The sequence below is a fragment of the Pseudomonas sp. 3A(2025) genome (assembly GCF_054589175.1).
In genome coordinates, this window is record NZ_BAAILM010000010.1 from 61,262 (window position 1) to 84,239 (window position 22,978).

The following is a 22,978-nucleotide window of genomic DNA, read 5'->3' on the forward strand; positions in this document are numbered from 1 at the left end:
GAACCAAGATGACCATCGAACACACTCTCGACATTGCCGCCCCCACGACGGCCGACCTCATTGACGGCAAGGCTTTCGCAGAGACCCTGCGCCAGGAGGTAGCCCGTGGTGCCCGCGCCTTCCGCGAAAGACGCGGCCATGCGCCGGGGCTGGCCGTGGTACTGGTCGGCGATGACCCGGCCAGTCAGGTCTACGTGCGCACCAAGATGAAAAAGGCGCTGGAGTCGGGCATCGACTCGTTTCCGCACCTGCTGGCCAGCGACACCTCCCAGCGCGACCTGCTGGCACTGATCGACAAGCTCAACCGTGACAGCTTCGTCCACGGCATTCTGGTGCAGTTGCCGCTTCCGGCGCACATCGATGAAGCGCGGGTCATCGCCGCCATTGACCCGGCCAAGGATGTCGATGGCTTTCACCCGATCAATGTCGGTCGACTCAGCCAGGGCAAGGCCAGCCTGACCCCGTGCACACCGCTGGGTTGCCTGATGATGCTCAAGCAGCGTCTGGGCGATCTATCCGGCAAGAAGGCGGTGATCGTCGGTCGCTCGAACATCGTCGGTAAACCGATGGCCAACCTGTTGTTGCAGGAAAACTGCACCGTCACCCTCGTTCACTCGCGCACCCGCGACCTGAACGCCGAGTGCCGCCAAGCCGATATCCTGGTGGTCGCCATCGGCCGGGCCGAAATGATCACCGCCGAGGCAATCAAGCCCGGAGCGGTGGTCATCGACGTAGGGATCAACCGCATCGAGCGCGACGGTGTGTTGATGCTGGTCGGTGACGTGGACTTCGCCTCGGCCAGCCATATCGCCTCGGCGATCACCCCGGTACCCGGCGGTGTCGGCCCGATGACCGTGGCGTGCCTGATGAAGAACACGCTGACGGCTGCCGAGGATATTGAAGGTGAACCGCTCAGGTACGATTGAGGCGCTCTGGATAAGGTTATCGAGATGACGGCCCCCACCCGGAGATACCTTTGATTTCAAGGTAATCGTGAATGCCCCAGTCGGCGTATTCGCGGCCATTGCCCGAGTGCTTGTAGCCACCAAACGGAGCCTGCGGGCTCCACTCTGGATAGTTGATGTAGACCGAACCTGCGCGCAGTTGCCGGGCGACCCTGCGGGCACGTTGCAGGTCGGCCGATTGCACGTAAGCCGCCAGCCCGTAGACCCCTTCGTTGGCCAGGGCGATGGCTTGCTCTTCGCTGCTGTAGGTCTGGATGCACAGCACCGGGCCGAAGATTTCCTCACGGACAATACGCATGTCCATGGTGGCGTTACCAAAGATCGTCGGCTTGACGTAATAGCCTTGCGGCAAATTATCCGGGCGCCCTGCCCCTCCGCAGATCAACTGCGCACCCTCATCGAGACCGGACTGAATCAGGTCTTGAATCTTTTCGAACTGGGCACGGCTGATGACCGGTCCCAGAACGCTGTCAGGGTCCATCGGATCCCCGACCTTGATGGTCCTGACGTGGGCTTGCGCAATCTGCACGACCTCTTCATAGCATTGCTCAGGAACCAGCATCCGGGTCGGTGCATCGCACGACTGGCCGGTATTGGAGAAGCAGGCATCGATGCCTTGTGTCACCGCGCTGCGCAGATCGGCGTCAGCAAAAATCAGGTTGGGCGACTTGCCGCCCAGTTCCTGAGCGACCCGCTTCACGGTGTCGGCTGCGTTTTTGGCGACGGCGACTCCGGCGCGGGTGGAGCCTGTGAAGGACACCATGTCCACCTCCGGGTGCCGGGTCAGTACATTACCGACCTCTGATCCGCTGCCATTGACCAGGTTGAAAACCCCCGGTGGCAAGCCGGCTTCATCGAGGATCCCGGCGAACAGCAAGGCACTGAGCGGCGCGATTTCGCTGGGTTTCAGAACCATGGTGCAACCTGCCGCCAACGCGGGGGCCACCTTGCACACGATCTGGTTGAGCGGCCAGTTCCACGGCGTGATCAAGGTGCAAACGCCAATCGCTTCACGGGCGACCAACACATCACCGCGTTGCTCTTCGAAGGCAAAATCACGTAATGCCTGAAGTGTGGTTTCAAGGTGAATCTGGCCGGTACTGACCTGCGCATCACGCGACAACGCAAGGGGCGAGCCCAATTCAAGCGTGACGGCCTGGACCAGTTCATCGTAGCGAGCGTTGTAACGCTCCAGAATCCGTTCAAGGTAGTGAATACGTTCTTCCCGGGTCGTGCGCGAGTAGGCCGCGAACGCTTGCCTGGCCGCCTGGATAGCGCTGACGGCATCGGCCTCGCTGCCCATCGCAACCTGACCGATGCATGTTTCAGTGGCGGGGTTGATGACGTCGAGCGTTTGCTCACCCTGGGGTTCCACCCATTGGCCGCCTATATAGAAACGATCAAGCCTGGACATGCGTGCTCCTTGTATTTCAGATTCAGAATTTGCGTCATGCACCCACAGGATCGGGCGCGACGGACAGAGGTGTATCAAAGGCAAAAAACGGACGCTGGGGCGCCAGCAGTGGATTACCAAGAATATGATCGGCCGCTTTCTCGGCCATCATGATCACCGTGGCATTGAGATTGGCGCTGATCACATTGGGCATCGCCGAGGCATCGACCACGCGCAAGCCGTCGATGCCGTGGACCTTGAGCTGGTGATCGACCACGGCAAGCGGGTCGTTGCCCATGCGGCAGGTACACGAGGGATGAAACTCCGTTTCAGCCACCTGCTGCACAAAACGCAGGATGGCGGCGTCACTGGAAACCGGCGCGCCAGGCACCCGTTCTTTGCCACGGTATTCGTTGAACGCCGGCTGGCTGACGATGTGCCGGGCCATCTTGACGCCCTCGACGAGTTCACGTTTGTCGTGCTCACGCTCCAGAAAATTGAAATGAATGTGCGGCGCCTGTGCAGGCGAGGCACTGACAAGCTCCAGATGACCTCGGGACTGCTGACGAAGCTGGCTGATGTGCATCTGAAAGCCTTGCCGCAGGCTGATCTTGCCCTTGTCATAGTCGATGCCCACCGGCGCAAAATGGAACTGGATATTGGGCGCCTGAACCGTACTGTTGGTGCGCACCAGCCCACCGGCTTCCCAGATATTGGAGGCCACAGGACCGGTGCGGCGCAGTAACCACTGGGTGCCCACCGCCAGCTTGACCAAGGGCTTTTGCAGAGGGTCCAGCGAAACCGGTTTGGTGCATTCCCACTGCATGATCAGGTCGATGTGGTCCTGCAGGTTCTGACCCACACCCGGCAGGTCGTGCAGCGCGGTGATGCCCACCTTGCGCAGTGCGTCTGCCGGGCCGATGCCGGAGATCATCAACAGTTGCGGCGAGTTGATGGCGCCGCCGCACAAAATCACTTCACGCGAGGCACTGGCGACGATTTTCCGGCCTTTGTGGCTGTAACGGATACCCGTGGCGCGCTTGCCCGCAAGCACGACCTGCTCGACCAGGGCCTCGGTGATCACAGTAAGGTTCTGCCGTCCCATGACGGGGTGCAGATACGCCACGGCAGACGAACACCGCTTGCCATTCCATTTAGTACTGTCGAAACGCGCCAGCCCCTCCGGTTGAAAACCGTTCAAGTCTTCGCTGGCCCCGACCCCGGCCTCAGGCCCGGCAGCGACAAAGGCGTCATACAGCACATTGTCCGATTTGCCCTGGCTAACCCCGAGCGGGCCGTCGGCGCCGTGCCACTCGTTGGCACCGCGCTCATTGCGTTCGGCACGTTTGAAATACGGCAGGCAGTGGGCGTAATCCCAGTCGGGCAGATTGAAATCGCGCGCCCAATTGTCGTAGTCAGAAGGATGACCCCGCAGGTAGACCATGGCATTGATCGACGAGCTTCCGCCCAGCACTTTTCCGCGCGGCACGGAAATGCTCCGGTCGTCCATGTGGGCCTGGCTGACGCTGTTGTAGTTCCAGTTGATTCGCTCATCCTGCCAGACACGGTAGACCCCGGCAGGCATATGAATGAACAGGCTACGGTCTGCGGGGCCGGCCTCAAGCAACAGAACCCGGTGTGCCGGGTCGGCAGAGAGCCGGTTGGCAATCACGCAGCCAGCGGAGCCTGCACCCACCACGATAAAATCGAATTCTTCACGGTCTTTAGCAGTACTGTTTCTCATCACGGCCTCATCTTCTTTATTACGTCGACTCGACTCGTTTCATTGCACCAGATGCGCGGCCAGTGCTTCAGCGCCTGGCTTGCCATCGCGCGCCGATACGCCGTCAAGCCAGGCCGCCAGCAACTGTGGGTTTTGCTTGAGCCACTGTCTGGCGGCGTCTTCCACCTTTATCTTGTCGTCCAGAACCTTGCTCATCAGCGCGCTTTCCATGTCCAGGGTGAAACCCAGGTTGCTGAGAAATCGGCCGACATTGGGGCATTCGCTGGCGAAGCCCTTGCGGGTCAGGGTATAGACCGTCGCCGAGCCGAAGTTCGGGCCAAAGAACTCATCGCCGCCGGTGAGATAGCGAATCTTGAAGCGGGTGTTCATGGGGTGTGGTTCCCATCCGAGGAAAACCACCGCAGCCTCGCGCCTGGAGACACGCTCAACTTGAGACAACATTCCGGCTTCACTGGACTCGACCAGCTTGAAGCCGGCGTTTTTAAGACCAAAGGCATTGGCCTCGATCATCTGTTCAATGTGCCGATTGCCATCGTTACCCGGTTCGATGCCGTAGATCTTTGCCCCCAGTTGCTCCTTGAATCGAGGGATGTCGGCAAAGTCTTTCAGGCCCTGCTGCCAGATCGCTTCATTCACTGCTAGGGTGTACTTGGCGTTTTGCAGATTGATTCGCACCACGTCTATCGAGCTGGCCGCCTGATACGGCGCCATGTCGCTCGCCATGCTCGGCATCCAGTTACCCAGAAACACATCCATGTCCTTGCCGTCTGCAAGCGACTTCAAGGTAATGGGCACTGACAGCAGCGATGACCTGGTTGTGTAGCCAAGGCCCTCCAGCACTTGCCGGGCCAGCGCCGTCGTGACGGCGTTGTCCGTCCAGCCGATTTCGGAGAAACGCACTGCATTGCACTGGGCAGGTTCAGCGGCGTGTGCAAACAGCGGGATCGCTCCCGCCAGACACGAGGTAATCACTACGCAAGACATTTTCATCGTTCGGCTCCAATCACATTGCCAGGGTTGTCCGGTGGTCCGGGTTCAGCGTGTGGGCAGTAAAAAGCCGAGGGTGTTGCCTGATTTCGGTCTGTGGACCTCAGCGCGTTTCAATGTCTTTATTAGTCAGGCTTCATTCCAGCGTGTATTCGGCGCCAAGAATCGCGGCCTGAAATGGCTGCCGCGTGAAAATTCGCTGCACCATGGGCGCAAAATGCTCCAGAGCCGGGGTGGGATAGTCAGGGTCGAAAGAGGCCTGGTCCCAGCGCTCACAGAAGTCCACGCAGCGTTGGTAGCAGGGGTGATCCCGGTAGCGATCTCGCTCATCGCGGTCGCCACCGAAGTGATGGGCGTAATAAAAGTTCTGGAAAAGACCGTGGTGGTGCAGCACCCAGGTCACCTCCCCCCGAACGTATGGCCGGATGATCGAGGCGGCGTACTGGGAGTGGTTATAAGGCGCCAGCTCGTCGCCCAGATCATGAATGAGTGCGCCGACGATCATCTCTTCATCGGCACCGTCTGCCTCGGCACGGGCAGCCGCCTGTAACGAGTGCTGGAGCCTGCTGACCCGGTAACCGCTCAGGGAGTCTTCCAGTTTGCTCAGTGCGGCTAAAATCCGGGCCGGCAAGTCTTTGTTGAACTCACTCTCCAGATGCTCAAGAAAGTGATATTCCTCGGCGGTGCCGTCCTTCATACGAATAAAATCGACTTGCTGCATATCAAGCGGCCTCCTGGTGCTTTTTCAACCGTTTGGCAATTTCGCTCAAACGCTCGCGTGGCCCGTCAAAATCGATGTAGCACCCTTGCAGATGTCGATGCCCCTCGGTGGGGTCGTAGCAGGTGCGACCGTGGAGTACCCGGCTGTTGTCGAACAGCATCAACTCCCCCGCCTGCAAACGGAATCGCAGCTCGTAGTCAGGGTGATTGAACAGCTCTGCCAAACGCTGGCGGGCCTGGTGAAAGCGTCGGGTTTGCTCGGCCGATAACAGCGGCAAACTGTCGAGCCGCGGACTGTAATGAACCCCCAGAGTGTTGCCGTCACTGTCGGTGTGGATCATCGGCCGGCGGCACGTCAGCTCGACGCCATGGTCGACAAAACGAAACCGCACCGGGGTGTTCTTCAGCAACTGGTAGCCGGCTTCGTCTTCACGCCTCAGCGCGTCGACGACTTTCACACTGTCGACCAGTGTCGAGAGCCCGCCGCTGGTTTCATTGACCAGGCAGTGCAGTAACTGAATACCCGGCACCGGGTCGCGGTACGGATTGTCAGTATGCGGACCGAGACGAACGCTGCGGTAAGCCAGGTCATTGGCCACCGGTTTCGAATAGACTTCAAAGTATTTGCCGAAGTTGGTCTCTTTCACATACCCGAACTTGCTGCCCACACTGAGCACCTGCTCTGGCGTATTGGGCACATGGCTCAGCAGGATGAAGCCGTAGCGCAAATAGCTTTCAAGCGCCGCCGCAAAGGCGGCGTCATTGTCCAGCTCACGCCAGTCGTGACGTAACGGGGCGAGGTCCAGATCACTGGCCCAGCTGTGGGCCTGAGGATAGATATCCTGATCCAGCGCTTCAGCCAGCAGTTCGCTCGCGGTGTAGGTCGCAACATGGCCGTCGCTGAACGTGAGGATGGCGGCATGTGACCCGACAGGTTCAACACTCAGCAGTTCGATATCGCAATCGATCAGGTGCGAGTCAAACAGTCGTTGCCGCGTCAGGCTGTCAACCGACTGCTCATCTTCGGTTTTTTCCCGTAGCCAGAGGGCCGGGATTTGAAAATGGCTGTCCTTGCCGAGTAACTGTACGCAAGGGGGAACACGGTGAAACACGATACGCGGAGTGTCTTGCATGCTGGCTGTCCGAAGCGGTTCGTCGTGCTGCCATTGTCGAAAAAGACCTTGTCAGAGAGAACGCCCCAATCCATTATCGGCCCCATGCATTTTTCTTATACTGCGCCATTGGTCAGCTATGCCCGCCTCCAATAAAGTGATTCCCGGCTTCAAATCCTTGCTCGCATTCGAGGCCACCGTGCGCCTTGGTTCAATGACTGCGGCGGCCCGGGAAAGCGGCACCACCCAGCCGGCCATTTCCCAACAGGTACGTGCCCTTGAAGAGGCTGTGGGCGGCGCCTTGTTCGAGCGTGGCGGCAGCTCGCTCAAGCCCACGCAAGACGGCATGCGCCTCTACCAGGACATCGCCCCGGCCCTGGCCACCGTGCACAATGCCCTGGCGCGCACCCGTGATGCCCTGACACGAAACATTCCCAGGGTCACGATTGCGGCAAACTTCGGCTTTACCCATCTATGGCTCTTGCCTCGCTTGGGAACGCTGCAAAAGGCCTTTCCCAACCTGAGTTTCGAGATTGTCGCGGCCGATCAGCGTGATACGCCCGATGTGCACGAAGCCGATATCAACATCACGTTCGATCGTAGAAGCAGTAACACTGAAAACGAATTGATACTGGTCCCGGAGGCCGTTTTCCCGGTCTGCAGCCCCGCCATCGCCCGCGAACATGGCCTGGATGAACGGCTGACCCTGGAGAACCTCAGGGCATTACCGTTGCTGCACATGGACAAGCAGAATCCGCGCTGGATGGACTGGTCACTCTGGTCCAGCCTGGCAGGGCTCGGTGTGCTGCATGAACACACCAGCTTCACGTTCAACAACTACCCGCTGTTGATCAACGCCACCATTCAGGGCCACGGCCTGGCACTGGCCTGGGCCTCGCTGGTTGAAAACGCCATCGCCGAAGGCAAACTGGTTGCCTTGGGGCCACGGGTAGAACGCGCTGACCATGGGTATTTGCTACGTACCCGCCATCGCGGCAACTCGCTCATCTGGCCGGTCGTCGAGTGGTTCAAGTCAGCCTTCGAGCCCCGTTAGACATTCCCCTTGCGCTCATACGATTGAATGAGCGCTGTCGGCACGCTTCTTACTTTGAGCAAATTGCTCGCACGCATCGGCAACTCCACTCTTTGGACGCCTGTCATCGCGACCCCGCGAGCGTGTATCTCACGCGCCAGGCACCTGCAGATATCAACCCAATACCTCAGTGCCCACGCGTACCGAGGAGCTTATAACTTCAAAAAATAAAGGTTGTACGATGAGCGTGTTTGATGTCATTGAAAATTCGCCAGTGTCGAAATTTCACCGAAAACTGCTATTGGCCTGCTGTGGGGGGCCTTTTCTGGATGGGTACATCCTCAGTCTGATCGGTATCGCCCTTATAGGCTTTGCTCACGACATTCCCTCCACACCCACCGAAACCGGCCTGATTGGTGCTGCCTCGTTACTGGGCATCTTCTTTGGTGCCACCCTGTTCGGCGCCCTGACCGATCGCATTGGCCGGGAAACCATGTACGCACTGGACCTGACTGTTCTGGTAATTGCGTGCGGATTGTCGGCCTTTGTCACCGATGCCTGGCAGCTTATCCTGCTGCGTTTCATCATTGGTCTGGCGGTAGGCGCTGACTACCCGATTGCCACGTCGCTGCTGACCGAGTTCACACCGTCGAAGCGTCGCGGCTTCATGATTGGCCTTTCCGGGCTTGCCTGGTCGGTGGGTGCCATGAGCGCCTTTATCGTTGGCTACGCAGTGGTAGCCTGGACCGGCGATCACTCCATGTGGCGCTGGATGCTGTTCAGTGGTGCCGTCGTCGGCCTGATCGTGGTGCTGATCCGTCGCGGCATTCCAGAGTCGCCGCGCTGGCTGGCCAGCAAAGGCCGCATAAAAGAAGCCGAAGCCGTGATCCGACAGGTGTATGGCAAGGCTGTCATCATCACCCAGGCGGATGTGGATGAACTGAACGACGGCGGTCGCCATCGCTCCATAAGCAGCGACTTGAAGCTGATTGCCAGTGGCGGCTACCTCAAGCGTACGATCATGTGCGGGGTGCTGTATTTTGCCCAGATCACCCCGCAGTACGTGCTGTATACGTTCGGTAGCATGATTCTGGTGAGCGCCGGCATCAAAGGCGTGAATGCCTCGACTCTGGGCGAGCTGTTGATCGCCGTGCTGTTTGCGATCGGCGTGATCCCTGCGCTAAAGCTTGTAGAAACCTGGGGGCGCCGCCCTATGGTTGTCTTTCCTTTCGCGCTGATGGCCTTGCCTCTGATTGCGCTGGGGCTGTGGGCCGACGCGCCCGCGTGGTTCATCATCGGAGCCTTCGCCTTTTACGCGTTCGTTTCCGGGGGGCCGAGCATCCTTGAATGGATTTACCCCAACGAGCTGTTCCCCACCTCGGTTCGTGCAACAGCGGTGGGTGTTGCCGTGGGCTTCAGTCGTATCGGCGCGGCCACCGGTACTTACCTGACACCGATTGGCGTGGCCACCATCGGTTTGCAGGCTACCCTGCTGATTGGCGCCGGGATTACCCTGCTGGCCTTTTTTGTCTGCCTGGCCTGGGCACCTGAAACCAAAGGCCGCTCGCTTCAGGAATCGGCATCGCTGAACTGACCCGCAGATAACGCCCATCAAGCGCCATGCGCTTGATGGGCGTTCAACCTACTGCTTTGCCGCCCAGGCGTTGAAGCGTTGTTCAAGCTGATCGCCATGATCGGCCCAGAACTCTGCATTCATGGCCACCTGATTGACCAGATTGGCCGCCTCGGTAGGCATGTTGCTGCGGCGTGACGGGTCAACCAGCAGTATTGCCGCACGGTTTACCGGTCCATAGGCAATGTGCTGCGCGTAGTTTTTCTGTGCGTCGGTCTGTAGCACGAACTGAATGAAACGCAGCCCTTGCTCGACATTTGGCGAGCCTTTGGGAATAGCAAAGGCATCCATGTCGTAGATACCGCCATTCCAGACCACCCGCAGGCTGCTGGAGTCCTGCACAGCGGCAATGCGACCGTTATAGGCCGAACTCATGACCACATCGCCAGAGGCCAGGTACTGAGGCGGCTGGGCACCGGCCTCCCACCACTGGATATAAGGCTTGAGCTGGTCCAGCTTGCGAAATGCACGGTCCTGACCGGCGCGTGTGGCCAGTACGGTATAGACATCCCTGGGCGCAACACCGTCGGCCATCAACGCAAACTCAAGGGTGTACATCGCCCCTTTGCGCAAGCCACGTTTGCCGGGGTATTTCTCGACATTCCAGAAGTCCTGCCAGCCGGTAGGCGCTGTCTTGAGTTTTTCTGCGTTGTAGGCCAGCACCGTAGACCACACGAAAAACCCCACGCCACACGGCTGCACCGCACCCTCCAGCAAGTCGGGCGCCAGACTGGCAATCGCTGGTTGCTGCCCGATTTCCTCCAGCAGGCCTTCGTTACAGGCCCGCGCCAGCTCCGGCATTTCCATTTCGACCACATTCCAGGAGACGCTGCCGGTTTCGACCTGAACCTTTACCTTGGCCATCTCGCCATTGAACTCATCGGCAATCAAACGTGTGCCTGTCACCTTCATGTAAGGCTCATAAAACGCTTTGGTCTGTGCAATCTTGTTGGCACCCCCGTGAGAAACCACGGTGAGATCGGCGCTGGCCTGTGTCGCCACTGTGCAACCCAGCGCGAATGTCAGGGAAGTACTCAAGAGCGTTTTCATTGTTTTATCTTCTCCAGTGTTCCACGAAAGCACGCCCGTCAGGGAGGCCGGATACGGCGTTACGCCGCACGCCAGTCTTGAAGCCTTGAGCCTGGGGTGACAATCAGACCGGATAACAAATTGCAGGCCGTCACTCATACTTGCGTACAGGGGGGCAATGACTGCACAAAAGCATAAAGTGAGCTATTTCTTTGCGGGTGAACCCCGCTATTGGCGAACACGGAATCGACATGCCTTATTGCATTCAGGACATTCTGGAAAACTCATCCCTGCAAACCCGTTTGCTGGGCGGCAGTGCCGGTGTCGATCGGCCCTTGCGCTGGGCCCATGTCTGCGAGCTTGGCGACCCGACGCAGTGGCTGGGTGAAGGCGACTTGCTGATGACCACCGGTATCGGCATTCCGCCTGGCGCTGCCGAGCAACAGGCTTACCTGCAACGTCTGTCTGACGCGCGGGTGGCCGGTTTGATGATTGGCGAGAACATGCAAGCGCCCAGCGATATCACGGCCCTGCAGGCTCAGGCCGAGCAATCGGGTTTTCCGCTGCTGCTGACCCATTACTCCGTGCCATTCTCGGCAGTGACGCGGGCCATACTCGACGCCAGCAAACAACAAGAGTACGAGCGTCGCCATGCAATCACCCGCTTGTACGAAAGTGCCCGCATCGGCCTGCGCGAACCGGGACTCGATGCACTGCTCGCGCGCCTGGCCGTCAACGTTCACTCACAGCTGTACCTGTTTGACTCGCGCACGTTGCAGCCCTGGCAGACCGGGCTGCCGTCATTGCCAGAGAACTGGCGACAGGCGCTGGGGCAACGCCGCACCGCCAGCGACTCGGTCACCCGTTGCAACGACGGTGCCGAAGACGCTCTGGTGATGGCCCTGCCCTCGCTGAACCACTGCTCGATTCTGGCCAGTGGCGGCGACCTGATCGACTACGGTCTGCTTCACCATGTGGTGGCCGTACTGGGTATCGAGCTGGAACGGGTGCAGGTGGAACACGAACGGGTATTGCGGCTGGGCTCGGAACTGATCGACGACCTGCTTCAGGAACGCCTGAGTGAACACTCGGCGCAAGACCGCCTGGTGCAACTCGGCTTTCCGGCAGGCAAGGCATGCCTGGCACTGGCGCGACCGACGGCCGAGCTTGCCGCGCACTGGCCCCTGCAACTGCTTCGCAAAGGTCTGCAACTGTTGATGCGCAGCCAGGGCACAGAACTGATTGTTCTACTGGCAGATGCCGATCAGGCCCAGCCACTGCAACAGGAACTGGGCAGCCCACTGGGCGTGAGTACCTTGCTGGCAAGGGGCATGCGCACCCTTGAGGCTTTGCGTGAAGCACGCCTGGCACTCGCCCATTGCACGCAACAGCGCCCGCTGGTGTTCTATGCCCAGGCACAGGATGAGCAGTCCTGGCTGCCGGGCAATCTGGAGGATGCGCGCAGGCTGCATCGACGCGTCCTTGGTTGCCTGGCCGATTACGACCAGCAACATGGCGGTCAGTTGCAACAGACGCTGAGCGTATTTCTTGAACAGAACCGGGCCTGGCAAAAGTCGGCACAGCGCCTGAATGTGCACAAACAGACGCTGGTGTACCGCATACGCCGCATCGAAGAAATCACCGGGCGCTCGCTGGACCGGACTGAAGATGTCGCCATCCTGTGGATCGCCCTGCGCTCGGCTGAAATGGCCGGCATCAAGGAATGATGACGAAGCTCTTGCGCACGGTTTCAAGAACCTCCCACGTCCCGTGACAGTTCGCCGGGAACAGAACCGCATCACCGGCACGCAGTTCGACAGGCTCGCCATCATCGGGGGTAAAGATGCAATGCCCGGCAATGAAATGGCTGAACTCGCGCGCCAGAACCTTGCGCCGCCAGCGCCCGGGCGAACACTCCCATACGCCCGTCAGCAGTTTGTCTGCCGTTTCATGGGCATGCAGTGCCGTGGCGGCAACCGGCGTGCCGATGGGCTCAAGGACCGGCACAGGCGCTGACAAGGTCATGCCAGCGGCGTCGACAAGCAAAATGGGTGGGATCATTTCGTTCTCCAGAATCTAAATGTTCTTGTCTTCAAGGCCGGCAGGCGCCAGGCCGGCGAGTTGGCGATCCAGCCACGTCGGGCGATTGCCCTCAGCTTCTGCCGCTTCCTTGCGCTGCACGGCATTGCGCACCATCAGCCCGCCCACGTAACGCAAGGGTTCAGGTGGAAAGCGTTTAGCCGTACGCCCTACCAGCGCGCAGCCACTCCACTGATCGTCCAGACCCAGCGCGAGGCTGGCGAGAATGCGCCCGCCCAAACGACTCGGGCCTACGCCGTTACCGCTCCAGCCAATGCCATAAACGATATTCGGGGCGCTTTTCAGGTGCCCGAACACCGGCAGGCTGTCGTAAGTACGGTCAATCGGCCCGCTCCAGGAATGGCTGACAGCAACGTCATTGAGGTGCGGATAGGTACGCCTGAAATCGCGCTCGGTGTCGGCACTGAGCTGGGGGTTGTGGTCATAGCGGGCATCGACCCGGCTGCCATACGTGATCATCCCGGTGCCCTTGCCAAAGGCGATGCGCCCGTCCTGAGTGGTGCGGTAGTAATCGACCATCAGTTGCGAATCCGTGATGGCTTCACCGCCCGTCCAGCCGATGTCCTGCAGGCGCTCGGGGATCGGTACAGTTGCCACGATGGTGCTGGTGACCGGTAAGACGATCTTGCGCAACTCCGGGATTTGCGCCGCCCAGGCGTTGTGCGCCAGCACCACACGGCGCGCGGTCAGTGTCCCGCCGGGTACGCTCAGAACAGCCGGCGATGAACGCTCAAGCGCGGTCATGGGGGTGTTTTCAAATATTCTCACACCCTTTTCCAGGGCCACCCGCCGCAATCCGCGCACCAGCCGTGCTGGTTGTACGGTGGCATTGCTGATTTCCAGTACACCTTCCAGATGTCTGGCAGAACCGGCGCGCCTGGCAACCTCGGCACTGGACAAGGGACTGAACACCGATTCACCCAGTTTCTGACAGGTTTTCAGAATATCGTTCCAGGCACCACGCTGGGCATCGGTTGTGGCGGTCCACAACCAGCCGGCCCGACGAAAGTGGGCATCGATACCGTGAGCCTGGCAGAACGCTTCAATCTCGTTAATGGCTGCCACCGACGCCCTGGCCAGACGCACAGCCTCCTCTTTGCCGCACTGCGCAGACAGAGAACTGATCTTCGGCCACCAAGACATGACAAAACCACCATTACGGCCTGATGCCCCGCCCCCGCAAATATCACGCTCGATAATTGCTATCTGGCAACCCGGTTCATGCTCCAGTATCTGCAAAGCCGTCCACAACCCTACAAAACCTCCACCGACAATCGCCACATCGACTGAGAGCTGCCCCTTCAACGACGGCAGCGGCGTCAGCTCAGAGGCGATTTCCTCCAACCACAAGGAGCGTTTCATTCTTATATTCCATACAAGACCTGTTGGTGGTCTCACAGTGATCTTGCAGGGCTGATCCGACAATCGTCTGTTTGGTGCAAATTCAGACTCAGGACTCATACAAAAATATGAACGACGCGGCTTGCCTTAACGCTTGTCAACCGCCGCCGCCAATCGCAGCCGCCACATACTTGCCAACCCCACGACCAGCAACATCGCCACACTCAACGTGAGCAGCATCCCGCCATACCCCAGTCGGTCCAGCAGCACCCCGGCTGCCAATGGCACCAGCAACCGGGTCAGGGTAAACAACGAAGCCTGCAACCCGTAATCGCTGGCCGGGCTGTGTTGGCGGCTGAAGTGCATCATCAGGCTGAAGGTGAGCGAGGCGGTCATGCCCATGGCGATCGACACCAGCGCCACTGTCGAGATCAGCCAGCCGCTGGAGGCGTGAGTGAGTACCGCCGCCGTCAACAAACTCAACGCCAACAGCCCGCTGACGGTACAACCGAGCAGCGAGCGGGCGATACCGAGACGCACCATCAGGCGCACGCTGGCGGCGCTGGCCAAGGCAGCCAGTAACCCGCCGCCGACACCAGCGATCATAGCCGCTTGCTCGACAGCAAAGCCGTGGTCGAGCAGCAGCGGCTTGAGGTACACCCATGCCGCGCCGAGGCATGGAAACAGGATCAACAGCAATACGGTCCAGCGACCTGCCTGTGGTTGGGCAAAGTAACGGGCGGGCGATGCCGACACTGGCGTTGGTGGCTCAGCGGCTTGGTGGGTTTCGCGCAGCGGCCATAGCAACAGCATCGCCGATACCAAGAGCACGCCCATGACCCAGAACGGCACACTCCAGCCCCAGCGGGTTTCGATCACGACCATCAAACCGCCGCCCACGATGGCGGCCAGGCTCAGCGATGCCGAACGAATACTGCCGGCCCGGCCGCGTTGGGCAGCGGGCAGCAGGCGAATGGCCAGGGCATTCAGCGGAACATCGGTCCATGTAGTCACCAGGCTGGCGAGCAAGGCCAGGGTGAATAATTGCCGGCGCTCATTAAGCAACGAATCGCGGCCCAGCAGCACGAACACGACCAGCAACACCAGACTCAGGCCCAGCGTCCAGACGCTGTAGCGCCGGCCTTGCAAGGAACTGGGCAGGCGCACCCGATCAACGGGCCAGGCCAGTAGAAACTTGATCACTGCCGGCAGCCCGGCCAGTTGCAGCAGGCCGATGTCGGTGCCGGACCAGCCGTGCTGGCGCAGGATCAGCGGCAGGCCCAGCCAGATGTAAATGGCCGGCACGGCAAGAACGAAGTTGAACCAGCCGATCAACGCTTGCTGGTAACCCAGCCGTTGGCCGAGTTTCATACGGCCACCTTGCGCGCCAGCAGCACGGTCACCGGGGCCATCGGGAAATCGCATTCACCCATGTGCTCGACGCGGGTGAAACCGGCCTGCGTTAACAGCGCGCTCAGTTGCCCGCTTTGCCCGACGAAACGTCCAGCCAGCAGCATCGGCAAATAGTAGGTAAGCACGCCGGCATTGACTGCCGGATGCTCGCTGCGCTCGGCATGGGCGCAGATGAACAGCCCGCCCGGCTCCAGCGCGGCATGCACACGGCGCAGGACATCGAGTGGATCAGGCACGAAGTGCAACACCGAAGAGCACCAGATCAGGTCGTAACCGGCGCCAATCGAGTCGCTGGCCAGATCGCCGCCCAGCGTGTCGATACGGGCTGCAAGCCCCGCTTCGATGATCAGCTCACGGGCCACTTCCAGCGTCACCGGCCAATCGAACAGCGTGGCGTGCAGGTGCGGGTTGTGCGTGACCAGCGCCTGGGCCACCAGCCCCGGCCCGCCGCCCAGATCGAGCAGGCGTCGGGCCTGTTGTACTTCGGGAATCAGGCTCAGCCGTTGCAGCACGGCCGGCACGCTGATGGCGCGCTGCTCCTGAGCGATATGTTTGACCGCCGCAGCCCAGGCTTGCGCCTCATGGGTCGGCGGCGGCAGCGCATCGCCAAGCACACGAGCACGCAGCCCGGCGCCCGCCTGACGCAGCGCCTTGACCCGGTAATGCCAGGCCTCGATGCAACTGTCCGGGCCGGGCAGAAAATACTGCCGGCTCAGATCACTCAGGCCATAGCGATAGCCTTCGTCGCCGCCGGTACGCTGCAACAGGCCCATGCTCCATAACAGCTCCAGCAGATAACCGGTATTGGCCGGGTGCAGCACCAGGCGTTCGGCGAGGATGGCGGTAGCCAGCGGCTCGCGCAGCGCCTGGAACACACCCAGCTCCAAGGCCAGGCTCAAGGCGTCGGCCTGCACGGTAGCGCCAGCCAGTTGCCAATAGCCTTGCAGCGGATGGCGATGGGTGAAGTCGGTGCTGAACATAAAACGATTCCTTCCTTGACGATGAATTACAGCTCGAAGCTCAGGCGCACCCCGAGCTCGCGTGGCGGGCTGTACACGTCGACATAGCCATTCTGGTAACCCACCGCGTCGTAATCCTTGTCGGCGAGGTTGGCGACGTAGGCGCTGATGTCGAACTGGCCAAACCGCTTGCCCACTTGCACATCGATCAGGCCGTAACCGGCGCGGCTATAGAGGTTGGCGGCATCCAGATACGTTTTACTCACCGCGCTGAGGCCGGCCTGTGCGTACCAGCGGTTGTCGGCGTCGTAGCGCAGGCCCAGATGCCCGGTCAGGTCGGGGGCGAAGGGATTGCTGTTGTGTGAGTAGTCGCCGGCGCCGTCGGTGAAGCTGTCGAAGCGGGTGCGGTTGAAGGCCACCGCAGCCTGGATTTTCCAGCCGGCACCCAGCAGGTAATCGGCTTCCAGCTCCAGACCGCTGGAGCGGGCCGAGGCGGCGTTGGCGATGTACACCACGCCCGGCGTCAACATCTGCTGCACCTGCATGTCGTCGATGCCCATGGTGTACAGCGCCGCCGAGTACAGCAGACGCCGGTCGAGCGCCGAGCCTTTCAGGCCCAGCTCCCAGGCACGGACCTTCTCCGGCGCATAGGCTGGATAGTTGGCGCTGGCAGTCAGGGTGTTGAAGCTGCCCGCGCGAAAGCCATCCGCCACGCTGGCATACACATAGGCATTGTCGAGCCACTGGTATTGCACGGCGATCTTGGGCGAGAAGCGCTTCCAGCTTTCGTACCGCGCCGTGCCGCCTTCCGGGGTGAAGCGCACCCGGTCTTTTTCGGCGCGGGCGCCCAGGGTCAAGGTCCAGCGCTCGGCCAGCGGGATCATCCAGTGGCTGAACAAGGCGGCGGTGTCGGCTTCAAGTTCGGAGCGGTAACGCAATAGATAAGCCAGGGTCTTTTGCTCGCCGCCCAGGTCGTGGCGGTCGCGGTCCAGGTACAGGCCGGTGACCCACTGGCTGTCGCCCAAAGTGCCCTCGACGGTGAACTGCTGCGACAGGGTTTGAAAATGGTTGTCGCGGCCAATGTGCAACAGGTCTGCGCGCTGAAAATCGGTGTCCTGCAATACGCGGTCGTAGTAATCGCTTTTGCCTGTGACCGAGCGCAGTTTGATGCCCGAATCCAGTTCGGTAGACAAGTCCAGCGACAGCGTGCGCGCCCTGGAATGGTCATAGCCTTTGACGCCGGAGTTGACGTGAACCCGGCGGCTGCCGGAGGCGCCCCATTGCGCGGCACCGTCGTCGAATGACTGCTGCGAGTAGCGCAAAATGGCCTCGCTGCGTTCGTTCGGTTTCCAGCGTAATGCCAGCCGGCCGCCCTGTTTACGGCGATCATCGACCCGGCCACCATTCAGGTCGTCGTCGATGTAGCCGTCCTGCTCGCTCCAGTGACCGGTCACGCCGAGAAACAGTGTATCTGTCACCAGCGGCCCGCTGAGGTCGGCGCGCACGGCGTGTTTGTTGCGGCTGCCTATTTCTGTGCTCAGCCGTGCATGGGTGGTTTCATCCGGGACGCGGGTATGAATATTCACCACGCCAGCTTCGGCATTGCGCCCGTACAGCGCCGACTGCGGGCCGCGCAAGACCTCGACACGCTCGATGCCGAGCATGTCGTGGTCGAAGCCCTGGGCCATGAAAGTCGGCACGCCATCGACCATCAACAGCGTCGACGACGAATATGAGGCGAAGTTGGAGCTGATACCGCGCACCACCGGCGGCAGAATCCCGGACTGGCCAAACGGTTGAAAGACAAAGCCCGGCACGCGGCGCATCAGGATCGGCAGATCTTCGACATGCTCCTGTTCCAGCGTCTGCCCCTCAAAGGCACTGACCGCGCCCGGCACCGACTCGACGCTTTGTGCCAGCGCGTTGGCGGTGACGGTGATGGCCGGCAGTTCGTCCGCTGCATGTACCTGTTGGCCGGCGGCAATCATCAACGCCAGACACAACGGCGACTTTTTCCCCAAGGCGAAACCGCGCCCACTGACGTGCATGCTGTGCTCCTGTTTTTGCTCTGAATGGCAGTGACAGAAGGCTATCAGTGGCGCAGAATGATAATTGTTCTTATTCATATGCGGCCCGGTGCATTTCGTATGGACAACGGTGTATTGGTAACAAGAGACTCAAGAGACCGCCCCGCCACGCTGGGCGATTTCCACTTGGAGCGGCATGCGCTGGAGCCGGGTCTGGCACTGGTGAGTTCGCGCTACCGGCCCTGCCAGGACCTGATCGAAACCAGCGAGCAACTCACCGAACAACGCACTCTGGTATTGGCCTTCGGCCTGAGCGGCGAGTCCGAGTATTGCGATCGGCGCGGCAACCCGCTGCGCTTCAAGGCCGGGTACACCACGATCAACGCCTTCGACCACGGCCGTGGCGAACGGCGTTTCAAGGCCAACCAGGATGTGCAGCAACTGCGCCTGATCGTCACTGAAAATACACTGGCCGCTTACATCGGCGCCGAGCGCTGCACGCGCTTGCTGGGGACCACACACTACCAGCGCGGCCATCTGCAACAACTGGCGTTCTATGCCCAGACCCCGGACAGCCTTGCCCACCTGCAAGCCCTCACCCGCCTGACCCGCAACCCGACCGAAGACCGACTGGGCCTGCGCATTCACGCGTTAAGCCTGCTTGCGCAGCAATTACAGCGTGTGGCGCCCAATGAAGCGTCACAAAGCCGGCTTAACGATGCCGAGCGGACAAAGCTGGAACGCGCGCGGCAGATCATCCTCGAGCAAATGGACAAACCCATCACCCACGCTTACCTGTGCGCCTGTGTGGGGCTCAGCGAGTTTCGTCTCAAGCAAGGCTTTAATGCGTATTTCGGTACCACGCCGCGGGCATTGCTGCTGCATACACGCATGCACAAGGCGCTGCAATTGCTCGAAAGCGGCCGGCAAGTGGCCGAGGCCGCCTGGAGTGTGGGCTATGCGCACCCGAGCAATTTCAGCAGCGCGTTCAGCCAGTTCTTTGGCCGCACACCCAAATCGGTGGCCGGAACACGGGGCTGACTATTGAAAATCATCGGTGTGCACGAAGCACAGCTTGTTGCCCTCTGGGTCGCGGCAATACGCACCGTAATAGTCCGGTGCGTAATGGCCACGAATACCGGGTTCGCCTTCATCGCTGGCACCGTGATCAAGCGCCGCCTGCCAGGCCGTACGCACCTGTTCTTGAGAGCCGGCGGCGAAACTGACCTGCACCCCATTGCCCCAGGTCGCCGGCAGGCCGTTGAACGGCAACTGCACATAAAACAACGGCCGCTTGCTGCCTGGCGTATGCCAGCCGGCACCGGCAGGACCGCCGTCGGCCTCGTCCGCCATGCGCACCAGGCCCAGCGGCGCCAGTACCGCATCGTAAAAAGCGATCTGGCGCTCAAGGTCGCGGGCGCCGATCTGTATATGGCTGAACATAGGGTTTCCTCGGTAGGTGGCAATCTGCCGTGGCAGACTCATTCCCCGCCGGCTTAGAATGCTGGCCGGGCTTTTATTCAAACCTGTCAGGGAAGGTCTGCCATGGGCTGTCCACACGTCTGTTCCGGCGCCACGCTGCAATGCAGCTTCGGCGTTGCGCCCTCAATGCTGATGGTGTTGCCCATCAACCGGATGATGGTCTCAAGCATGCCGGCGGCCAATATCATGGACCACATTCCGCTGGTCAATATCCTGCCGTTCGGCATGTGCCAGAGCATGGCCAACCCGATGGTGATCGCCGCCACCGCCGCTGCGTTAGGCGTGCCGACGCCGATGCCGTGTATTCCGATGACGATGGCCCCGTGGATTCCGGGCGCGCCGACCATGTTGCTGGGCTCGATGCCGGCGCTGGATGCCAATTGCACGCTGATGTGCACCTGGGGCGGGATGATCAAGGTGGGGTTTGCGGGGCAGGTGCAGTTATTGATTCCGTGAGGATCACTCCGGTCCCTGCTGCCACCTCACCCACCACGCCTTCCAGCGCCTCAACGGCCTGCCATACGCATCCAGCGGCCGCCCGTCGCGGCTGAATTCACTGGCTTTTTGCAGCAACTTGCCCCGGTCGTACTCCATCCTCGCCGCCACATTGCCGTTGCTGTGAAAGCGCTGGCTGAGACCGTGCATCTGCCCCAGCCGGTACTGCTCGCGCGCGGCCAGGCTGCCGTCTTCGAAGTAGGTGTTGACCGCGCCGTGCAGCAGGCCGGCCTGGTAATTGGCGTCACGAATCAGCGGCCCTTGCGGGCTGTAGAACTGTGCCGGGCCATGCAGTTTGTCCAGGCGGTAATGCAGCCGGGCGCTGACCACGCCGTTGCTGTGATACAGCACCATCGGCCCGTCGAGCAGGCCGTTGCGGTAGGTCAGCGCCGCTTGCGGGCGGCCGGTTTCGGTGATGTGCGCAGGACCCTCGAGGCGGCCGTCGAGCAGGGCGGTACGCAGATGGCTGTCGCCACGCTTGAGGTCGACCTTGACTGCGTTGTCCATCAAGCGCCCCTCAATTGACTTTCACCAGGCCGCCCTTGATGGTCAGCATCGCGCCGCCGTCGACGGTCTGTTCGGCGCCACCCTTGTTGGTCAGGCTGACGCCGGCGTCGTTGGTCAGGCTGGTGCCGGCCTTGTTGGTCAGCGTGGTGCCGCCCTCGTTGGTCAACGACGTACCGGCTTTGTTGGTCAGGCTGGTGCCGGCCTGATTGGTCAGGCTGGCGGCACTCTTTGCGGTCAGGCTGCCATCGCTTTGCAGGGTCAGGGTGCCGGTGACCTTGATGGTCATGTTGCCCTCGACGGTCAGCGAGTAGTTGCCCGAGACGGTATGGCTGTAGTTGCCTTTGGTGGTCTGGGTCTGGTTGCCGCCGACCTTGAGGGTGCGGTTGGCCGTGATGTCCAGGGTGTCGCTGCCGGCTTGCAGGGTCACGCTGCGGTTGCCCTGCTCCAGGGTCACGGTCTCGTTGCCCTCCTTCACCGTGCGGGTACGGTCGTTTTGCACGGTCAGGGTTTCGTCATGACCGACCGTGGCGCTGGTGTCGTTAAGCACGTTGATGGCCAGGTCTTTCTGGGCCTGTAAAAACACCTGCTCGGCGTCTTTCTTGTCTTCGAAGTGCAGTTCGTTGAAGCCCCCGCCGCCTTTCGACGACTGGGTCTTGATCCCCGACCGGGTCTGGTTGGCCGGCAAGGCGTAGGGCAGCGCGTTGTCGCCGTTGTAGATACAGCCGGTGACCAGCGGCCGGTCAGGGTCGCCATTGATAAAGGTGACCACCACTTCCTGGCCGATGCGCGGAATGAACTGCATGCCGAAGCCTTTACCGGTCCAGCCTTGCGCCACGCGCACCCAGCACGAGCTGTTTTCATCGGACTCACCGTCGCGGTCCCACGGAAACTGGATCTTGATGCGCCCGTACTCGTCGGTCCAGATGTCTTCGCCAGCCTTGCCGACGACCTTGGCGATCTGGGTGTACATCACAGGTTTGGGCGTCAACCGTGGCGGTCGGTAGCTGACACTTCTGGGGATGGCTTCGAAGCGGTTGCGGTAGCTTTCGTGGCTGACTTCATGGGCCACCGAAGTCACCACCCAATCGATGTTCAGGCTGCTGTCGTCGTGGCCGCTCATGGTGAACCAGTGGCCGGGCACCAGCCAGCGGCAGTCGCTTTCGCCGACGAAGCGCTGCTCCTGGCTGCGCAACGCGTCGATGCGTTGCTTGGTAAGCGCATCGCCACGGGCCTTGGCGTCATAGCTGCCGGGGTGTTCGTACACCGACAAGGGCCCGGCACTGGCCTGGGCCTGGCTGTACAGCGAGGTGCCGGGGGTGGCGAAGGCATAGTCGGTCGAGGCAAAGACCCCGGACACCGCCTGCAAGACCTGCTGCCCGGTACGAATGCCGTGCAGCTCGCGACGCCCCAGCCCCTGGCCCAGGTACTGGACCGTCGGCCCATTGGGAATCTGCACGAACGCGTCGCTGCTGTCGCCCAGCACCAGCGTATGAATACCGGCCTCATGGGTGAAAAACCAGAAAATGCCGTCTTCTTCGAGCAACCGCGACACGAAGGCAAAGTCAGTCTCGGCGTATTGCACGCAGTATTCGCGTGGGCTGTAGCTGCCGCTCAGCGACAGTTTGAAATCGGTGAAGCCATGCGCCTTGAAAATCGTGGTGACGATGTCCGAGGTCGACAGGTTCTGGAATACGCGGTTATTGCTCGCCAGGGTCAGCCACCACAGCCACGGGCGCAGCAGCGCCTGATAGCGATCGGCGGTAGCATCGGCGGGCAACTGGCGAATCTGTGCGACCAGCAGGTCCAGCGGACGCTGCTCGGCATCGTTGTGCAGGGTCAGAGTGACATGGGTGGCGATCACCGAGGTCAGCGTCAACGCGGTGTCGCACTGGCCTTGCAGCATCAACTGCCCCAGCCCGTTGAGCGCTTCATCGCCGCTGACCGACTCCGGAAACAGCGCACTCAGGGCAGAACCGGTCAGGGACAGGCTGGTAGTGGTGTCGGTTGCACGAGGCATCGATTGGTCTCAATGAGCGCA

The 22,978-nt window shown here is 60.9% G+C and carries 20 protein-coding genes; 6 read left to right on the plus strand and 14 right to left on the minus strand.

Annotated elements, in window-relative coordinates; translation table 11 throughout:
- Positions 1 to 32: 32 nt before the first annotated feature.
- Positions 33 to 926 carry a bifunctional methylenetetrahydrofolate dehydrogenase/methenyltetrahydrofolate cyclohydrolase FolD gene (gene folD, locus ACYP2A_RS03940; RefSeq protein WP_459743089.1) on the plus strand — a complete coding sequence of 298 codons (894 nt, stop codon included), beginning with the start codon at positions 33 to 35 and terminating at the stop codon, positions 924 to 926.
- A 16-nt stretch (positions 927 to 942) separates the two neighbouring features.
- Here the strand turns inward: folD and ACYP2A_RS03945 are convergent, their stop codons facing one another.
- From ACYP2A_RS03945 to ACYP2A_RS03965, 5 genes are all read right to left on the minus strand, one after another.
- On the minus strand, positions 943 to 2,379 hold the full coding sequence (locus ACYP2A_RS03945) for an aldehyde dehydrogenase family protein (protein ID WP_459742943.1): 1,437 nt from the start codon (positions 2,377 to 2,379) through the stop codon (positions 943 to 945).
- A gap of 34 nt (positions 2,380 to 2,413) precedes the next feature.
- A complete protein-coding gene (locus ACYP2A_RS03950; RefSeq protein ID WP_459742944.1) occupies positions 2,414 to 4,102 on the minus strand; it encodes a choline dehydrogenase in 1,689 nt (562 codons plus the stop codon).
- Between the two features lie 39 nt (positions 4,103 to 4,141).
- Positions 4,142 to 5,092 (minus strand): choline ABC transporter substrate-binding protein, encoded by a 951-nt coding sequence (locus ACYP2A_RS03955; protein WP_459742946.1) that lies wholly within the window; start codon positions 5,090 to 5,092, stop codon positions 4,142 to 4,144.
- Positions 5,093 to 5,225: 133 nt separating this feature from the next.
- Complete coding sequence (locus ACYP2A_RS03960) at positions 5,226 to 5,810, minus strand: HD domain-containing protein (RefSeq protein ID WP_459742947.1); 585 nt, start codon at positions 5,808 to 5,810, stop codon at positions 5,226 to 5,228.
- Between the two features lies 1 nt (position 5,811).
- Positions 5,812 to 6,942: a TauD/TfdA family dioxygenase gene (locus ACYP2A_RS03965; protein WP_459742949.1), complete on the minus strand. Its 1,131-nt coding sequence runs from the start codon at positions 6,940 to 6,942 to the stop codon at positions 5,812 to 5,814.
- A 118-nt stretch (positions 6,943 to 7,060) separates the two neighbouring features.
- Here ACYP2A_RS03965 and ACYP2A_RS03970 point away from each other — a divergent pair, with 118 nt between their 5' ends.
- Positions 7,061 to 7,975 (plus strand): LysR substrate-binding domain-containing protein, encoded by a 915-nt coding sequence (locus ACYP2A_RS03970; protein ID WP_459742950.1) that lies wholly within the window; start codon positions 7,061 to 7,063, stop codon positions 7,973 to 7,975.
- Between the two features lie 220 nt (positions 7,976 to 8,195).
- Positions 8,196 to 9,548, plus strand: coding sequence for an MFS transporter (locus tag ACYP2A_RS03975; RefSeq protein ID WP_459742952.1), 1,353 nt, complete (start codon positions 8,196 to 8,198; stop codon positions 9,546 to 9,548).
- Positions 9,549 to 9,596: 48 nt separating this feature from the next.
- On the opposite strand, the gene ACYP2A_RS03980 is transcribed toward ACYP2A_RS03975, so the two are convergent.
- On the minus strand, positions 9,597 to 10,637 hold the full coding sequence (locus tag ACYP2A_RS03980; protein ID WP_459742953.1) for an ABC transporter substrate-binding protein: 1,041 nt from the start codon (positions 10,635 to 10,637) through the stop codon (positions 9,597 to 9,599).
- Between the two features lie 230 nt (positions 10,638 to 10,867).
- Between ACYP2A_RS03980 and ACYP2A_RS03985 the strand changes: the two genes are divergently transcribed.
- Positions 10,868 to 12,343: a PucR family transcriptional regulator gene (locus ACYP2A_RS03985; RefSeq protein ID WP_459742955.1), complete on the plus strand. Its 1,476-nt coding sequence runs from the start codon at positions 10,868 to 10,870 to the stop codon at positions 12,341 to 12,343.
- Here ACYP2A_RS03985 and ACYP2A_RS03990 read toward each other — a convergent pair.
- The 5 genes from ACYP2A_RS03990 to ACYP2A_RS04010 form a co-directional block, all read right to left on the minus strand.
- On the minus strand, positions 12,333 to 12,677 hold the full coding sequence (locus ACYP2A_RS03990) for a cupin domain-containing protein (RefSeq protein WP_459742957.1): 345 nt from the start codon (positions 12,675 to 12,677) through the stop codon (positions 12,333 to 12,335). The genes ACYP2A_RS03985 and ACYP2A_RS03990 overlap by 11 nt on opposite strands.
- 15 nt (positions 12,678 to 12,692) lie before the next feature.
- Complete coding sequence (locus tag ACYP2A_RS03995) at positions 12,693 to 14,078, minus strand: NAD(P)/FAD-dependent oxidoreductase (RefSeq protein ID WP_459742959.1); 1,386 nt, start codon at positions 14,076 to 14,078, stop codon at positions 12,693 to 12,695.
- A 126-nt stretch (positions 14,079 to 14,204) separates the two neighbouring features.
- Positions 14,205 to 15,428, minus strand: a complete 1,224-nt coding sequence (locus tag ACYP2A_RS04000) for an MFS transporter (RefSeq protein WP_459742961.1) — start codon at positions 15,426 to 15,428, stop codon at positions 14,205 to 14,207.
- A complete protein-coding gene (locus ACYP2A_RS04005; protein WP_459742963.1) occupies positions 15,425 to 16,450 on the minus strand; it encodes a methyltransferase in 1,026 nt (341 codons plus the stop codon). The genes ACYP2A_RS04000 and ACYP2A_RS04005 overlap by 4 nt, the downstream gene beginning before the upstream one ends.
- 26 nt (positions 16,451 to 16,476) lie before the next feature.
- A complete protein-coding gene (locus ACYP2A_RS04010) occupies positions 16,477 to 18,477 on the minus strand; it encodes a TonB-dependent receptor (RefSeq protein ID WP_459742965.1) in 2,001 nt (666 codons plus the stop codon).
- 99 nt (positions 18,478 to 18,576) lie between these two features.
- Between ACYP2A_RS04010 and ACYP2A_RS04015 the strand changes: the two genes are divergently transcribed.
- On the plus strand, positions 18,577 to 19,497 hold the full coding sequence (locus ACYP2A_RS04015; protein WP_459742967.1) for a helix-turn-helix transcriptional regulator: 921 nt from the start codon (positions 18,577 to 18,579) through the stop codon (positions 19,495 to 19,497).
- Here ACYP2A_RS04015 and ACYP2A_RS04020 read toward each other — a convergent pair whose 3' ends face one another.
- Positions 19,498 to 19,899, minus strand: a complete 402-nt coding sequence (locus ACYP2A_RS04020; protein WP_459742968.1) for a VOC family protein — start codon at positions 19,897 to 19,899, stop codon at positions 19,498 to 19,500.
- 102 nt (positions 19,900 to 20,001) lie between these two features.
- Between ACYP2A_RS04020 and ACYP2A_RS04025 the strand changes: the two genes are divergently transcribed.
- Entirely contained in the window at positions 20,002 to 20,394 is a 393-nt protein-coding gene (locus tag ACYP2A_RS04025) for a DUF4280 domain-containing protein (RefSeq protein ID WP_459742970.1), read from the plus strand.
- Between the two features lie 3 nt (positions 20,395 to 20,397).
- On the opposite strand, the gene ACYP2A_RS04030 is transcribed toward ACYP2A_RS04025, so the two are convergent.
- Together ACYP2A_RS04030 and ACYP2A_RS04035 are read right to left on the minus strand one after the other, a co-directional pair.
- A complete protein-coding gene (locus tag ACYP2A_RS04030; RefSeq protein ID WP_459742971.1) occupies positions 20,398 to 20,940 on the minus strand; it encodes a toxin-antitoxin system YwqK family antitoxin in 543 nt (180 codons plus the stop codon).
- 10 nt (positions 20,941 to 20,950) lie between these two features.
- Positions 20,951 to 22,957, minus strand: coding sequence for a type VI secretion system Vgr family protein (locus tag ACYP2A_RS04035; protein WP_459742973.1), 2,007 nt, complete (start codon positions 22,955 to 22,957; stop codon positions 20,951 to 20,953).
- Between the last annotated feature and the right edge of the window lie 21 nt (positions 22,958 to 22,978).